This is a genomic window from Streptomyces sp. JLBT605, assembly GCF_058215555.1.
This window is the reverse complement of the sequence record NZ_CM177087.1, coordinates 4,481,791-4,497,083: the sequence shown is the minus strand read 5'-3', so window position 1 is coordinate 4,497,083 and position 15,293 is coordinate 4,481,791. Positions and strand designations below refer to the sequence as shown.

Annotated in this window: 13 protein-coding genes and 1 pseudogene; 10 read left to right on the top strand and 4 right to left on the bottom strand. The window is 73.4% G+C overall.

What is annotated here, in order from left to right; translation table 11 throughout:
- The first annotated feature begins 191 nt into the window (after positions 1-191).
- The 3 genes from AC4BDD_RS19545 (at position 192) to AC4BDD_RS19535 (ending at position 2,531) form a co-directional block, all read left to right on the top strand.
- Complete coding sequence (locus tag AC4BDD_RS19545) at positions 192-1,346, top strand: sensor histidine kinase (RefSeq protein ID WP_490686743.1); 1,155 nt, start codon at positions 192-194, stop codon at positions 1,344-1,346.
- Complete coding sequence (locus AC4BDD_RS19540) at positions 1,343-2,005, top strand: response regulator (protein WP_490686742.1); 663 nt, start codon at positions 1,343-1,345, stop codon at positions 2,003-2,005. The genes AC4BDD_RS19545 and AC4BDD_RS19540 overlap by 4 nt, the downstream gene beginning before the upstream one ends.
- Before the next feature lie 127 nt (positions 2,006-2,132).
- Positions 2,133-2,531, top strand: coding sequence for a hypothetical protein (locus AC4BDD_RS19535; RefSeq protein ID WP_490686741.1), 399 nt, complete (start codon positions 2,133-2,135; stop codon positions 2,529-2,531).
- A gap of 128 nt (positions 2,532-2,659) precedes the next feature.
- Here AC4BDD_RS19535 and AC4BDD_RS19530 read toward each other — a convergent pair whose 3' ends face one another.
- A complete protein-coding gene (locus tag AC4BDD_RS19530) occupies positions 2,660-3,388 on the bottom strand; it encodes a hypothetical protein (protein WP_490686740.1) in 729 nt (242 codons plus the stop codon).
- A gap of 146 nt (positions 3,389-3,534) precedes the next feature.
- Here AC4BDD_RS19530 and AC4BDD_RS19525 point away from each other — a divergent pair, with 146 nt between their 5' ends.
- Together AC4BDD_RS19525 and AC4BDD_RS19520 are read left to right on the top strand one after the other, a co-directional pair.
- Positions 3,535-3,873 (top strand): hypothetical protein, encoded by a 339-nt coding sequence (locus AC4BDD_RS19525; protein WP_490686739.1) that lies wholly within the window; start codon positions 3,535-3,537, stop codon positions 3,871-3,873.
- A 322-nt stretch (positions 3,874-4,195) separates the two neighbouring features.
- The gene (locus AC4BDD_RS19520; RefSeq protein WP_490691844.1) at positions 4,196-6,658 is read left to right on the top strand and encodes a SpoIIE family protein phosphatase; all 2,463 of its coding nucleotides are present in this window, start codon (positions 4,196-4,198) and stop codon (positions 6,656-6,658) included.
- A gap of 107 nt (positions 6,659-6,765) precedes the next feature.
- Here AC4BDD_RS19520 and AC4BDD_RS19515 read toward each other — a convergent pair whose 3' ends face one another.
- A complete protein-coding gene (locus AC4BDD_RS19515) occupies positions 6,766-7,824 on the bottom strand; it encodes a LacI family DNA-binding transcriptional regulator (protein ID WP_490686738.1) in 1,059 nt (352 codons plus the stop codon).
- 318 nt (positions 7,825-8,142) lie between these two features.
- Here AC4BDD_RS19515 and AC4BDD_RS19510 point away from each other — a divergent pair, with 318 nt between their 5' ends.
- The 4 genes from AC4BDD_RS19510 (at position 8,143) to AC4BDD_RS19495 (ending at position 12,963) form a co-directional block, all read left to right on the top strand.
- Positions 8,143-9,489 (top strand): ABC transporter substrate-binding protein, encoded by a 1,347-nt coding sequence (locus tag AC4BDD_RS19510; RefSeq protein ID WP_490686737.1) that lies wholly within the window; start codon positions 8,143-8,145, stop codon positions 9,487-9,489.
- Positions 9,486-10,538 (top strand): carbohydrate ABC transporter permease, encoded by a 1,053-nt coding sequence (locus tag AC4BDD_RS19505; RefSeq protein ID WP_490686736.1) that lies wholly within the window; start codon positions 9,486-9,488, stop codon positions 10,536-10,538. The genes AC4BDD_RS19510 and AC4BDD_RS19505 overlap by 4 nt, the downstream gene beginning before the upstream one ends.
- A gap of 41 nt (positions 10,539-10,579) precedes the next feature.
- Positions 10,580-11,422 (top strand): carbohydrate ABC transporter permease, encoded by an 843-nt coding sequence (locus AC4BDD_RS19500; protein ID WP_490686735.1) that lies wholly within the window; start codon positions 10,580-10,582, stop codon positions 11,420-11,422.
- A gap of 104 nt (positions 11,423-11,526) precedes the next feature.
- On the top strand, positions 11,527-12,963 hold the full coding sequence (locus AC4BDD_RS19495; protein ID WP_490686734.1) for a GH1 family beta-glucosidase: 1,437 nt from the start codon (positions 11,527-11,529) through the stop codon (positions 12,961-12,963).
- Positions 12,964-13,101: 138 nt separating this feature from the next.
- On the opposite strand, the gene AC4BDD_RS19490 is transcribed toward AC4BDD_RS19495, so the two are convergent.
- Both AC4BDD_RS19490 and AC4BDD_RS19485 read right to left on the bottom strand, forming a co-directional pair.
- Entirely contained in the window at positions 13,102-13,971 is an 870-nt protein-coding gene (locus AC4BDD_RS19490; protein ID WP_490686733.1) for a spermidine synthase, read from the bottom strand.
- Positions 13,972-14,103: 132 nt separating this feature from the next.
- Entirely contained in the window at positions 14,104-14,553 is a 450-nt protein-coding gene (locus AC4BDD_RS19485) for a hypothetical protein (protein ID WP_490686732.1), read from the bottom strand.
- Between the two features lie 305 nt (positions 14,554-14,858).
- Here AC4BDD_RS19485 and AC4BDD_RS19480 point away from each other — a divergent pair.
- A pseudogene (locus AC4BDD_RS19480) lies at positions 14,859-15,239 on the top strand (tetratricopeptide repeat protein); the annotation flags it as partial.
- Positions 15,240-15,293: the final 54 nt, after the last annotated feature.

The window sequence follows — 15,293 nt, the reverse complement described above, 5'->3', positions numbered from 1 at the left end:
GCAACCGGGCGCCCCGGACCGGCGGCCGGCCTGCGACCGCGGGAGGTGGCGGGTCTCCTCCTGTGGTCGTACCCCTGCCTGGTGCGCTCCGACGCCGGGCTCATGTGCGGCGCGGACCCGCGGCCTAGGCTGCGGCTGTACGCGGTGGCGGCCCCGGCCGGGCCGCCGCGACGACCGATCGGCGGAGAGGTGTGACGGTGCGCCACCGGGACCGGGTACCGCCCCTGGTGTGGGACTCCGTACTGCCGGCGCTGCTCCTGCTCAACGTCGTGACCACGTACCCGGCCCGGGAGCTGCCGGTGGCGGCGGCGCTCACCGCCGCCCTGGCGCTGCCCCTGGTGTGCCGGCGCCGGGCCCCGCTCGCGGTGTTCGCCGCCGTGGTGGCCGCGGCCTTCGTCCAGTGGCTGGCGGACGTCCAACTGCCTGCGGACATCGCCCTGCTGGTGGCCCTGTACACGGCGGCCGCGCACACGGGCCGGCGCGGCACGCTGCTCGCCGCCGCCGTCGTGGAGGGCGGGGCCGTGCTGGCCTGCCTGCGCTGGGCACCGAACGGCGCGTTCCTGACCCCGTTCGTCGCGCTCTCCGCGACGGTGGTCGCCGCCGCCGTCCTCGGGGTGAACGTGCGGACCGGCCGGGCCTACCTCGCCGCCGTGCAGGAGCGGGCCGAACGGCTGGCGCTGCACCAGGAGCAGCAGGCGCTGCTGGCCGTCGCCGAGGAACGGGCCCGGATCACCCGCGAGATGCACGACATCGTCACCCACAACCTGTCCGTCATGGTCGCGCTCACCGACGCCGCCGTCTACGCGCAGCACAGGTCCCCGGACCGGGCCACCGCCGCGATGCTGCAGATCTCCGAGACGGGCCGGCAGGCCCTCACCGACATGCGGCGCTCGTTGGGCGTCCTGCGGGCCGACGAGCCGGACGCCGAGCGCCACCCGCTGCCCGGCATCGCCCAGTTGGAGGCGCTCGCCGACCAGATGGCCGCCGCCGGGCTGCCGACCGGCCTGGAGGTCCGCGGCGGCCACGCCCATGTGCCGGCCACCGCACAACTCACCGTCTACCGCCTGGTGCAGGAAGCGTTGACCAACACCCTCAAGCACGCCCCCGCCGGCACCCGCGCGACGGTCCTGGTCGAGTGCTCGGCCGGGAGCGTCGGCGTGGAGGTCACCGACAGCGGTCCCCGGCCGGCGCTTCCCGCCGCCGTGCCGTCCGGCCACGGCATCCCCGGCATGCGCGAGCGTGCGGCCGCCTACGGGGGGACGCTGCGGGCCGGACCGCTTCCGAGCGGCGGCTGGGGTGTGCGGACCCGGCTCCTGCTGGGCAGCGGCGGGACGGGCGCCGTATGACGATCCGCATCGTGATCGCCGACGACGAGGCGCTGCTCCGGATGGCCTTCGGCACGGTCCTTCGGGCCCAGCCCGACATGGCGCCGGTCGGCGAGGCCGCGGACGGCGCCCAGGCCGTCCGCCTCGCCCGGGAGCTGCGGCCCGACGTCGTCCTGATGGACGTCCGGATGCCCGGGACGGACGGGATCGAGGCAACCCGGCAGGTCGTCGAGGTCTCCCCGGGGAGCAGGGTGCTGATCCTGACCACCTTCGACCTGGACGCGTACGCCTTCGCCGCGCTCGGCGCCGGGGCCTCGGGCTTCCTGCTGAAGAACACCCGGCCCGAGGAGCTGCTCACCGCGATCCGCAACGTCGCGGCGGGCGACGCGGTGCTCTCCCCGCGGATCACCCGGCGCCTGCTGGAGGACTTCCGTCCGCACTTGGCCGACGGGGGCACCGCCGTCCGCGACGAGCGGCTGGACCGGCTCAGCGCCCGGGAGCGCGAGGTGCTCGTCGAGGTCGGTCGCGGCCTGTCCAACGCCGAGATCGCGGCCGCGCTGTACCTCGCGGAGGCGACGGTGAAGTCCCATCTGGGGCGGATCCTGCTCAAGCTGGAACTCCGCGACCGGATCCAGGCCGTGGTCTTCGCCCACGAGAACCGCCTGCTCCCCCCGGCCTGACGCCGGCCGAGGGCTCGGAACAGCGGCCAGACCGCGGCCTGCGAAAACCCCGGGCCCCGATGGGGCAGTCGGTGCAGAATGAGGGCGTTCAAGATCATGATTGCGCACTATGCACGGGAGGAACCCCTTGCTCGGACTCAAGAGCAGTGCTGTCACCTCGGGAGCACCACGTAAGGCAGGCATGGCCGCCGCAGGCCTGGTGCTTGCCACTGGCGGCCTGATAGCGGGCGCGGGCCCGGCGTCCGCGGGCAGCAATGGCCAGCAGGTCTCCATCGCCACCCACTACTCGGATCAGATCTCGGTGTGCGGTGGCAACCAGAACGGTGACTTCGATTGCACCGGTTACACGCCGAGCCCCGACACGTGGACCTCGTTCCCCGGCTATTGGTGGAAGGGGGTCGTCATCGTCTACGGCGTTCGGTACGACACCCCGGACGGCAGACCGGAGTACCGGATGGCTCAGTGCGAGGTGCCCGTGAGCCAACCGGGTGACTGGACCTCGTGCGACCTCTACAACGAGCTCTGAGGTTTCTGAACTGACGGCCTGCCGCGTGGACACGCGGCAGGCCATCAGCTTGTTCCTCGCCTTCCGGCCTCGAACCGAGGCGTTGACAGCCAAGGTGGCCGTCCAGACGGCCGCCGTCCGGGGGCGGGTCAGTCGACCGGGGACGTTTCGGCGACCTCGTACGCCTCCAGGCCGGGGGTTGTAAGGAGGTCCGCGATGCAGGCCGCCGAGCCGCCGACGTAGGTGCTCACCAGGTCGACGTCGCCGCCCACGCACCACGCGCGATCCTGCGGCCACCACAGGTCGGGGATCTCCAGCCACTCCTCGCCGGGGTCGTGCGCGGGCGAGTCCGCGTCGCCGAGGGGGCCGGAGAGCAGGATCTCGTCACGGCCCGGCGTGTGGAAGACGGGGAGGCCGTCCCAGTCGTAGTGGCCGTAGCCCTCCCAGAGCCCGTACCAGCAGCGGTCAGCGGTGCGGGTGTGCCGGGACAGCACGGGTATCAGGGTGCGGGCCACGTCGGCGGGGGTCGGGCCTTCGACCGGGTGCTCGTCCCAGACGCCGGGGACGGCCGGGGTGTCGTCGTTGCGGTGGAGGAAGCGGTCCTCCGCGCCGATCAGCTCGTGCCAGCGCGTCCGCGCGGACACCGTCCGGCCGTACGCGGTGGCCGCCCGGTCCCAGCGCACCGGCTCCTCGCCGAGCCGGGCCGGGTGGAGGATCCGCGCGTACGCCTCGAAGCCGGGGGCGCACACCGCCGCGACCGTGCCGAATCCGTCGGCGCCGAGGGGGCGCTGCTCCAGCCAGCGGGCGGGCGCGAGGTCGCGCCGCTCGACACGGAGGCGGCCGTAGACGGACGGGGGCGGGTTCCGGTGGACGTACATGCTCCCCAGTGTCGCCGAGGCGATCGGTCGTCGGCCCCCATCTCGCCGAGGTGACCGGTCTTCAGGGAGCGGTGGGCCACTCGTCCCTGACCCACAAAGTCCCACGGAGCCGGGTCGTGGCCGGAGTGTTTGGCAGGATGAAGGTCATGAGCATTGAGCTGCCCCACGTGATCTCCGAAATCGCCGAGGCCGAGAAGGAGGCCACCCGCGGCGAGCTGGACCGGCTGGACCTCGGGAGGCCGACCGGACCGGCGCGCTATGACATCGAGTTCGTCTACGACCACGACGGCAAGGGCGCCGGCACCATCGCCCGGTTCGGCGCGCAGAGCCCGGTGCCGGTGCCGGCCGTCGGCCAGACGGTGCACCTGCACGGACACGGGCCGCTGGTGGTCCGCAAGGTGGACATCGGCTACGAGGTCAGCGAGGAGGACGGCGCGCTGTATGTAGCCGCCACGGTGGATGTGGCGGTGCCGTCGGAGAGCTGATCCCGCGTCATCCGCCGCTGCTCCGTCCGGGCCGGGCGGGGCGGCGGTCGCCGGGAGACAGGGAGCGGGGCGCGGGTCCGGGCGGCTGATGCGAGGACCCGGGCGTAGGGGGCTCCTGGCGGTTGTGCCTCTTACGTGAGTGGGATGCGCCCGGGGGTGGGTGACGACAGCGCCGCGAGCGCGGGCGCCCGGGGGCACTCCCCTGGCTTCGCCGGAGGGTACCCCCACCCAGCCTTGGCCGGGGGAGGGCCGCGACGCCGCGCAGACCCATCGGAGACCCCCTAGCATGAAGGCAGCGGGGGGGCAGGAACAGGACTCCGTGATGGGCGGGCCCGGGTACGTAGAGTCGATGCACGCGCCGTTCGACATGGCGCCGGCCGTCTGGGTGATGATCGACGGCGCGGGCGCCGTCGTCGGCTGGACCTCCGCCGCCGAAAAGCTGCTCGGCTACCGGGCCGGCGAGGTGCTGGGGAAGCCCGCCAGGACGCTGCTGGCCTCGGCGGAGGACGCCGCGCGGGCCGCGTCCGTCGCCGCGCAGTGCCGGAACGGCGAGTGCTGGGCGGGCCTGGTGGCGGCCCGGCACCAGGACGGCCGGCGGGTGGAGCTGGGGCTGCGGGTCTCCGCCGTCGCCGACGCGGAGGGCCGCGAACGCTGGCTGATCTCCGCCATCGACCTGGCCAGCACGCCGTCCTGGGCGGTCAGCGGCTCTGTGCTGGAGGGATTCCTGACCCGCTCACCGCTCGGCATGGCCGTCCTCACCCCGGAACTGCGCTACGTCTGGCTCAACGACACCCTGGAGCGGTTCAGCGGAGTGCCGCGGGAGAAGCGGCTGGGGCGCCGGATGGCCGCCGCCCTGCCGGGGCTGGACACCGAGGCGCTGGAGGCGATGATGCGCCGGGTGCTGGCCACCGGCGAACCCGTGATCGACTACGAGTACCAGGGCTGGACGCTCGCCGCCCCGCACCAGGAGCGCGCCTACTCCGCCTCCTTCTTCCGGCTGGAGGACGCCGACGGGCAGGTGATGGGCGTCTACTACCTGATCATGGACGTCACCGACCGCTGGCAGGCGCAAGCCCGGCTGGCCCTGCTGAACGAGGCCGGGGCCCGGATCGGCAGCACCCTGGACGTCTTGCGCACCGCCAGGGAGGTCGCCGAGGTGGCGGTGCCGCGGATCGCCGACTTCGTCACCGTCGATCTCCTGGAGGCGGTGCTCCGCGGAGACGAGCCGGCCGCCGGTCCCGCCGGGGTCCGCGGGCAGCTGCGCCGGGCGGCCCAGCTGTCGATCCACGAGGGGTGTCCGGAGTCGGTGGTGGCGATCGGCGACCCGATCTCCGCACCCCAAGCGGCACCGTACGAGCAGTGTGTCGCCGACGGCAGGTCCCACCTGGGGCGGATCGACCCGCAGTGGCCCAGCCCCACCTGGCTCAAGGAGGACCCGGCGCGCCAGGAGACCGTCCGCGAGTTCGGCATGCACTCGGGCCTGTGGGTGCCGCTGCGGGCCCGCGGCACGGTGCTGGGCGTGGTGACCTTCGTACGGTCGCGGAGCCCGGCGCCGTTCGAGGAGGACGACCTGCTGCTGACGCAGGAGCTGGTCGCGCGGGCCGCGGTGTGCGTGGACAACGCCCGCCGCTACACCCGTGAGCACGCCGCGGCCCTGGCCCTCCAGCGGAGTCTGCTCCCGCACAAGCTGACCGGCGGGATGGCGCTGGAGGTGGCCACCCGCTATCTGCCCACCGACATCCAGGGCGGGGTGGGCGGCGACTGGTTCGATGTGATCCCGCTGTCCGGGGCCCGGGTCGCGCTGGTGGTCGGGGACGTGGTCGGGCACGGCATCACGGCGGCGGCGACGATGGGGCGGCTGCGTACGGCCGTGCACACCCTCGCCGACATGGACCTGCCGCCCGACGAGCTGCTGGCCCACCTCGACGACCTGGTCATCCGGCTGACCGAGGAGGAACAGGACGAGTCCGTCGCCACCGCCGTCCTGGGCGCCACCTGCCTGTACGCGATCTACGACCCGGTCACCCGGCGGCTGACCGTGTCCCGGGCCGGGCACCCGGCGCCCGCGATCGTCGACCCCGGCGGAACGGTGAGCTTCCCCGGCATTCCCGCGGGTCCGCCGCTCGGGCTGGGCGCGCTGCCCTTCGAGTGCGCCGAGCTGGAGCTGCCCGAGGGCAGCCTGGTCGCGCTCTACACCGACGGACTGATCTCCTCCACCGCCGAGGACGTGGACGCGCGGCTGCGCCGCTTCAGCCATGCGCTGGCACAGCCCGAGCTGCCGCTGGAGGAGGTGTGCACGGCGGTGGTCGACGCGCTGCTGCCCGGTCCGCCGGAGGACGACGTGGCGCTGCTGGTGGCCCGCACCCAGGGGCTGGCGGCGGACCGGATCGTCTCCTGGGACCTGCCGTCCGATCCGGCCGTGGTCAGCAGCGCCCGGGCGATGACCAACCGTCAGCTCGCCCAGTGGGGGCTGGATGAGCTGGCGATGACCACCGAGCTGGTGGTGAGCGAGCTGGTGACCAACGCCATCCGGCACGCCGCCGGGCCCATCCGGCTGCGGCTGATCCGGCAGGCGGTGCTGATCTGCGAGGTGTCCGACGCCAGCAACACCTCGCCGCGGCTGCGGCATGCCCGCACCACGGACGAGGGCGGCCGCGGGCTGTTCCTGGTGGCCCAGCTGACCCGGCGCTGGGGCACCCGCTACACACCGGGCGGCAAGCTCATCTGGGCGGAGCAGGACCTGCCCGGGGCGGAGGCGGACGGGCGGCACCCGGCGGTGGTGTGAGCCACGGGCCCGGGGCCCGCCTGCCCGGGGCGCGGGATCCGGGGCATGCCCGCGTGGGGCGCGGTACCCGCGGCACGACCACCGCCGACCACCGCGGGTTCCGCGGGTCAGGACGACTCGCGGCACACCAGCTCGGTGGGGAGCACCAGCCGGCGGTGGAGGGGCGTGCCGCGCTCGCGGGGCCCCCGGCCGGCTTCGATCTGCTCCAGCAGGGCCCGGGCCATGACCTGTCCCATCTCCTCGGTCGGCTGCCGGACGCTGGTCAGCGGCGGGTCCATGTGCCGGGCGATCACCGAGTCGTCGAAGCCGACGAGCGCGACGTCCTCCGGGACCCGGCGGCCGGCGTCCCGGAGCACCTGGCGGGCGCCCGCGGCCATCACGTCCGAGGCCGCGAAGACCGCGTCGAGGGCGGGCCTGCGCTCCAGCAGCGTGCGCATGGCCCGGCGGCCGCCCTCCTCGGTGAAGTCCCCGGTCTCGGCGAGCCCCGGGTCGGCCTCCCGGTCGGCCGCCCGGAGCGCCTCGCGGTAGCCGTCCAGGCGGCACTGGGCGACGTACATGTCCGGCGGTCCGGTGATGGTGGCGATGGTCCGCCGGCCGCGCGCGAGGAGGTGTGCCACCGCGGCGCACGCCCCGCCGGTGTTGTCCGAGTCCACGTACGGCACGGTCTCGCCGGCCGATCGGCGGCCGCCGAGGACGGCCGGCATCTCGATGCGTTCCAGCAGGTCGGGCAGGGGGTCGTCGGCGTGGACGGACACCACCAGCACGCCGTCCACCCGGTGCGCGGAGAGGTAGTCGGACAGCCGCTGCCGCTCCTTGGGCGTACGGATGAGGGTGAGCAGCAGCTGGAGGTCGGTGTCGGCGAGCTCGGTGCCCACCCCGCGGATGATGTCGGAGAAGTAGGGCTCGGCGAAGAGCCGGGTCTCGGGCTCGGGGATGACCAGGGCGATCGCGTCGGTGCGGTTCCCGGCGAGGGCGCGTGCGGCGCGGTTGGGCACATAGCCCAGCTCGTCGATGGCGCCTTCCACCGCGGCGCGGGTCCGTTCGCTGACCCGCGGCGAGCCGTTGATCACGCGGGAGACGGTGCCTCGGCCGACGCCCGCCCGGGCCGCGACCTCTTCCAGAGTGGGTCTGCCGCGGCCACCGCGCCGCGGCCGGGTTGCTGCCATCTTCCGCCTCCAGCCGTCCGTACCAGCGATGCCGTCGCGCCCGGGGGCGTGATCGCTGCCGGCCCATTCAACAGCAGTGCGGTAACCGGAAGTTGTCGTGTCGCCGCCCTTGACACCCCCGGGAGGACGGGCAAGTCTTCAACCCGTCACAGATGAGAGCGCTCCCATAGCGCTGCTGACCGCACCTCTTGCTGACACGACCCGCACGTCTCTTGCTGACACAACCCGTACGTCCGCCGGTCGAGCCGATGCACGGCAAACCACCTGAGCTGCCCTTATTTTTGCCGGGAGTGGCACATAGGCGGGCAAGGAGGACATATGCGCAGGAGTTCTGGCACGTTCCGAAGCCGGGCGACGCACCGGGCACTGGCCGCCGTGGCCGTCACCGCGCTGGGCGCCGGTCTGCTCGGCGGCTGCGCCGACGACGGCGGCGACAGCCCCGCGGGTGGCTCCGGCAATGCCGACACCAGGGGAAAGACCGTCATCACCGTCGGCGTCTTCGGCGTCTTCGGCTACAAACAGGCCGGCCTGTACGACCGGTACATGAAGCTCCACCCCGACATCGCCATCAAGGAGACGTCGATCGAGCGGAACGAGAACTACTACCCGCAGCTGCTCACCCATCTCGGCACCGGCAGCGGACTCGCCGACATCCAGGCCGTCGAGGTGGCGAACATCGCCGAGGTCACCGCCACCCAGGCGGACCGGCTCGTCGACCTCTCGAAGGCACCGGGGGTGCGGAAGGAGGACTTCCTCCCCTGGAAGTGGGCGCAGGCCTCCACCCGGGACGGCGCCACCGTGGGCCTGGGCACGGACATCGGCCCGATGGCGATCTGCTACCGCAAGGACCTGTTCGCCAAGGCCGGGCTGCCGACCGACCGTGATCGGGTGGGCCGGCTGTGGGCGGGCGACTGGCGGAAGTACCTGGAGACCGGCGAGCGGTACCGGCGGCGTGCACCGGAGGGCACCTCCTTCACCGACTCGGCGGCCGGGGTCTACAACGCGGTGATCGCCGGCAGCCGCGAGCGCTACTACGACGCGGGCGGCGAGCTGATCTACAAGGACAGCCCGGCCGTCAAGGAGGCATGGGACCGTGCCATGGACGCCTCCACCGGCAAGCTGACCGCCCGGCTCCAGCAGTTCCAGAAGTCCTGGGACCAGGCGTTCGCCAACGGCAGGTTCGCCACCGTCTCCTGCCCGCCCTGGATGCTGGGCTACATCAAGGAGAAGGCCGGGCAGGGCGCCGCGGACCAGTGGGACGTGGCCGCGGCCCCGAGGCCCGGCAACTGGGGAGGCTCCTTCCTCACCGTGCCGAGGGCCGGCAAGCACCGGGAGGAGGCCGCACGGCTCGCCGCCTGGCTGACCGCGCCCGAGCAGCAGGCCGAACTCTTCGCGCGGCAGGCGAGTTTCCCCAGCTCGCAGGCGGCCTACCGGCTTCCGCAGGTCGCGGGCGCCCGGCATCCCTACTTCGGCGACGCGCCCACGGGGAAGATCTTCGCGGCGGCGGCGCGCGGAGTCCCGGCGCAGGTCCTGGGCCCGAAGGACCTGCTGATCGGTCAGAACATCGTCGACATCGGCGTGCTCCAGGTCGAGCAGCAGGGCAAGTCACCCGAGGAGGGCTGGAAGGCCGCGACCCGCACCATCGACAACGCCCTGGACCAGTGACCGCGCACGGGACGCCCCCGCCCCCGCCACCCGCCCCGACTCCGGCCCCGGCCTCTCCGCCACCCGCACCCGCGCCCACGCCCGACCCGGCCCCGGCGACCGGGCGGCGCTCCGGGAGCGGCGGGCGGACGGCGGCCCAGGAGCGGCGCAGCCGCCGCTACCGGCGGGACGTGCGGTGGTCTCCGTACGCCTTCGTCACGCCCTTCTTCCTCTTCTTCGCCGTCTTCGGGCTCTTTCCCCTGCTCTACACCGGCTGGGCGTCGCTGCACCGGGTGGAACTCACCGACCCCACCCACATGGAGTGGGTCGGGCTGCGCAACTACCGGCGGCTGTGGGACGACGAGTTCTTCTGGGACGCGTTGCACAACACCCTCACCATCGGGGTGCTCTCCACCGTCCCGCAGCTGCTGATGGCGCTCGGGATCGCGCATCTGCTCAACTACCGGCTGCGCGGCTCGATGTTCTTCCGGGTGGCGATCCTGACCCCGTACGCCACCTCGGTCGCCGCCGCGACGCTGGTCTTCGTGCTGCTCTACGGCCGCGACTACGGCATGGTCAACTGGGCGCTGGAGGGTGTGGGGCTGGACGCCGTGGACTGGCAGAACGGCACCTGGAGCTCACGGATCGCCGTCTCCACCATCGTGATCTGGCGCTGGACGGGCTACAACGCGCTGATCTACCTGGCCGCGATGCAGGCCGTGCCGCACGATCTGTACGAGTCGGCGGCGCTGGACGGCGCCTCGCGGTGGCAGCAGTTCCGCCACGTCACCATCCCCTCGCTGCGGCCGACCATCCTCTTCACGGTGGTCGTCTCGACGATCGGGGCGACGCAGCTGTTCGGCGAGCCGCTGCTCTTCAGCGGCAGCGCGGGCGCGACCGGCGGGGCGGACCACCAGTACCAGACGCTCGGCCTCTACCTGTACGAGCAGGGCTGGATCAACCTCCACCTGGGCCGGGCCGCCGCCATCGCCTGGGCCATGTTCCTGATTCTGCTGCTGATCGCCGCGGTCAACGCGGTGGTCGTCCGCCGGCTGCGCAGGAGCGGGTGAGGGAAACGCACACCACATGCGAGGGAAAGAGGGGAAGGCTCATGTCCGCTCGACGTGCCGGCAGGCAGCTGCACGGCGGCAAGGCCACCTATGCGGTGCTCATCGTGTTCACGATCGTCTCGCTCTTCCCGCTGGTCTGGACGGCCGTCGCGGCCTCCCGTGACAACGGCCGGCTGGCCCAGACCCCTCCGCCGTTCTGGTTCGGCGGCAATCTCCTCACCAACATGGAGCGGGCCTGGACCGACGCGAACATGGGCGCGGCCCTGCTGAACACCACCATCGTGGCCGGGATCGTCGCGGCCGGCACCGTGCTGTTCTCCACCATCGCCGGGTTCGCCTTCGCCAAGCTGCGTTTCCGCGGCCGGCGCGCGCTGCTGGCCCTCACCATCGGCACCATGATGGTGCCGCCCCAGCTCAGCGTCGTGCCGCTCTACATGACGGTCGCCCGGCTGGGGTGGAGCGACCGGCTGCAGGCCGTCATCCTGCCCACCCTGGTGAGCGCCTTCGGGGTGTTCTTCATGCGGCAGTACCTCTCGCAGGCGCTGCCCGGCGAGCTGATCGAGGCGGCCCGGATGGACGGGGCGAGCAGCATACGGATCGTCTGGCACATCGTCTTCCCGGCGGCCCGGCCCGCCATGGCCGTGCTGGGCATGCTCACCTTCGTCCAGGCGTGGAACGACTTCTTCTGGCCGATCATCGCGCTGACCCAGACCGGGAATCCGACCGTGCAGGTCGCGCTGACCGGGCTGGGCCGCGGCTATATCCCCGACCAGTCGGTGATCATGGCGGGCGCGCTGCTGGGCACCCTGCCGCTGCTCCTCGCCTTCGTCCTCTTCGGCAGGCAGATCGTCGGCGGGATCATGCAGGGCGCCGTCAAGGGCTGACCGCCCCGCCTTCCCGGTCCCTGACTCCCCACTCCCTTCACCCTTCTCCCACCCCTCGCCTTCCTCCTCACCCCCGCTTTCCCTCACCCCTCGGGAGCGCTTCGATGACCCTTTCGTTTCCGCCGGACTTCCTCTGGGGCGCGGCCTCCTCCGCGTACCAGGTGGAGGGCGCGACGCGGCAGGACGGCCGCACCCCCTCCATCTGGGACACCTTCGCCCGCACACCCGGCAGGGTGCTCGGCGGCGACACCGGCGACATCGCCATCGACCACTACCACCGGTTCCGCGACGATGTGCGGCTGATGGCCGGCCTGGGCCTGGGCGCCTACCGCTTCTCCGTCTCCTGGCCGCGCGTCCAGCCCACCGGGCGCGGCCCGGCCGCGCGGCGCGGGCTCGACTTCTACCGCGCGCTGGTGGACGAACTGCTGGCGCACTCCATCGAGCCGGTGGTGACCCTCTACCACTGGGACCTGCCGCAGGAGCTGGAGTCCGGCCCCGGCGGGGAGACGGCGGCGGGCGCGCCGGGCGGTTGGCCGGAGCGGGAGACCGCCCGGCGGTTCGCGGAGTACGCCGGGATCGTCGGTGAGGCGCTGGGGGACCGGGTCCGGATGTGGACCACGCTCAACGAGCCGTGGTGCAGCGCCTTCCTGGGGTACGGGTCCGGGGTGCACGCCCCGGGGCGCACCGACCCGGTGGCCGCGCTGCGCGCCGCCCACCACCTCAACCTCGCCCACGGACTGGGCGTCCAGGCGCTGCGGGCCGTGCTGCCGAGCAGGGCCCGGGTGTCCATCAGCCTCAACCCCGCGGTGGTCAGGGCGCGTACCGGCGAGCCGGGGGACCTGGAGGCGCGGCGGCGGATCGACGCGCTGGCGAACCGGGTCTTCACCGGGCCGCTGCTGCGCGGCGGCTACCCGGAGGACCTGCTGCGGGACACCGCCCACCTCACCGACTGGTCCTTCGTCCGGGACACGGACCTGGCCGCCATCGGGCAGCCGCTGGACGCGCTGGGGATCAACTACTACACGCCGTCGCTGGTGTCGGCCGCCTCCGGCCGCCCCGCGCCGCGCCGGGACGGTCATGGCGCGAGCGCGGCCTCTCCCTGGCCGGGCGCGGAGGACGTGATGTTCCACCAGGCGCCGGGCGAGCAGACCGAGATGGGCTGGACGATCGACCCGTCGGGCCTGTACGAGCTGCTGATGCGCTACACCCGGGAGGCGCCGGGCCTGCCGCTGTACATCACCGAGAACGGCGCGGCCTGCGACGACAAGCCGGACGGGGACGGGGTGGTCGACGATCCGCGGCGGATCTCCTATCTGCGGTCGCATCTGGCGGCCGCGCACCGCGCCATCGGCGACGGCGCGGATCTGCGCGGCTATTTCCTGTGGTCGCTGACGGACAACTTCGAGTGGGCCTACGGCTACAGCAAGCGGTTCGGCGCGGTCTACGTCGACTACGCCACCCAGGCCCGTATCCCCAAGTCGAGTGCCGCCTGGTACGCCCGGGTGGCCCGGACCGGCGTGCTGCCGCCCGAGCCGTCCTGAGGCCGCGCGGGCCGGCCGGCCGGCGGCCGGGGTCCTCGGGCGGCCGTGGGATGCCGGATCCGGCCGGGCGGCGCGGGCGGGGGCCCGGCCGGCACCGGCGGTGCGGGCGGTGCGGGCGGTGGGCGCGGTGGGGGCAGGTCAGTGGAAGGCGTCGGGCGGGGGCGCCGGGGACGCCACCGCGGTCGCGTCCGTCACCGGGGTCGCGCCGCCGGTGAAGTCGGTCAGCGCGCGGCCGTGTTCGGCGCGGGCGGGGTGCGGGTCACCGGCGGCCCGCCGGGTCAGCTCGGCGACCGGCAGCGGCTGGTCGGAGGCGAGGAGCACGGCGTTCCCGAAGCGCCGGCCGCGCAGCACCGCCGGGTCGGCGATCAGGCACAGCTCGGGGAAGACGGTGCGGACCGTGGCGATCTGCGCCCGGAGGTGGGCCAGCGGCGCGCCGTCGGCGATGTTGGCGGCGTACAGCCCGCCGGGGCGCAGCGCGCGCCGCACCTGTCCGGCGAACTCGGCGCTGGTGAGGTGGGCCGGGGTGCGGGCCCCGCTGAAGACGTCGGCGATGATCAGATCGGCCCAGCCGTCCGGCACCTTGGCCAGCCCGGCCCGGGCGTCATCGCCGCGCACCCGGATCCGCCAGCCGCGGTCCAGCGGCAGATGGGTCCGTACGAACTCGATGAGCGCGGTGTCCACTTCGACGACCTGCTGGGTGGAGCGGGGCCGGGTGGCCGCGATGTATCGCGCGAGGGTGAAGGCCCCGCCGCCCAGGTGGACGGCGTGGACCGGCCGGCCGGGCGGGGCCGCGAGATCCGCGATGTGCCCGAGCCTGCGCTGGTACTCGAAGTCGAGGTAGGACGGATCGTCCAGGTCCACATGCGACTGGGGGGCGCCGTCCAGCAGGAGCGTCCAGCCGCGCGGGCGGTCGCGGTCGGGCACCAGCTCGGCACGCCCGCCGCCGACCGGTGCCGCCACCGGCTCGGGGGCACGCCCGCGCCCGCTCTTCCGCCTGTCCTTCGCCATCGTTCCAGTATCGCCCGCGGCGGCGGATGGTCTCCGTCCGGCGGGTTCCTGGCCGATGGATGCCTGGCGGATGTGCGCCTGACTGGTGGGCGCCTGGCTGGCGGGGATGGCTGATCACTGACGGGATGCGGCTCACTGGCAGCGGTCGACGGCCTCGATGGTGCGGGCCGCCTCGCCCAGCGCCTCCCGCAGCACCTGGGGGTCGGTGGCCTCGGTGACGGCGGCGTCCGGCGGGACCAGCCAGCCGGTGCCGACCACCGGCGGCTCGGTGGAGAAGCCGCCGGTGGCGGTCTCGCGCCCGAAGGTCTGCGTACACGCGCTACCGGGCATGTCCCAGCCGTCCGCGGTGCCGGGCGGCACCAGGAAGCCGAGGGTGTCGCAGCTGCCGTCGTGCAGCACCGGGCCGACGCCGACCCGCAGCCGCAGGATGTCCACCGCCTCCAGGCCCTGGCGGGCGGGCACCGTGACCAGATCGCATCGCTTGACGAGTCCGCCGCCGTCCGGAAGATCACCGCACTCCCTGTCGGGCGGATACCGATCCGCTGCCCGCGGACCACCGCTGTGCACTCCGGCCTTCACCAAGGGAAACCCCTCCTCCGCCGTGCCAGGTACGTCGAAGTGTTCAACGCCCAACCATGTCAACGGCTACGGCGCAATGCCGCCACAAAGGGTGGCAGTTCATGGCAGATCAGGGGCGAGATATCCGGTTTTGTAGCCAAACTGCCGGTATTGAAAGGGAGATGGACGGTACGGTTCATGTCCGCCGATACGCGGCGGCACCGGTGCGAGGGGGCGTCGGCGCGCCACGTCGTCGAGCCGGCATCGATCGGTACCGATCGGTACCGAGACGGCATCACCGCAGCATCACCGCAGGGAGAGGGCTGGCCATGACGCCGGTGCCCGGGTCTTCGTCGGGGGCGCAACGCCCCAACACGGTCTTCCGAATGCTGCGTGGGCCGCTCTCCGCGGCGGAGTTCGCCGCGGCCGTCCGGCGGGCCGCCCGCGAGATCGGGGAACAGGTCTCCTGCGACGCCCGCTACATCGGGCGGGTGGAGTCCGGTGCGATCCGCTGCCCCAACTACGCCTATGAGCGGGTCTTCCGCCATATGTTTCCCGGCCGGTCGCTGACCGACCTCGGCTTCGCGCCACGCGAGGAGGTGCGGGGCGCCGCGGCGCGCGCGGGCGGGCGCCGGCCACCGGCCGCACCCGCCGCCGTCGCCGGGCCGGACGCGGCGGCGGAGCCCGCGCCACCACCGGATCCGGATCCCCGGCCGGGGCTGGGCACGCGACCGGGCTCTGGTGACGAGCCGGGCCTGGGCCTG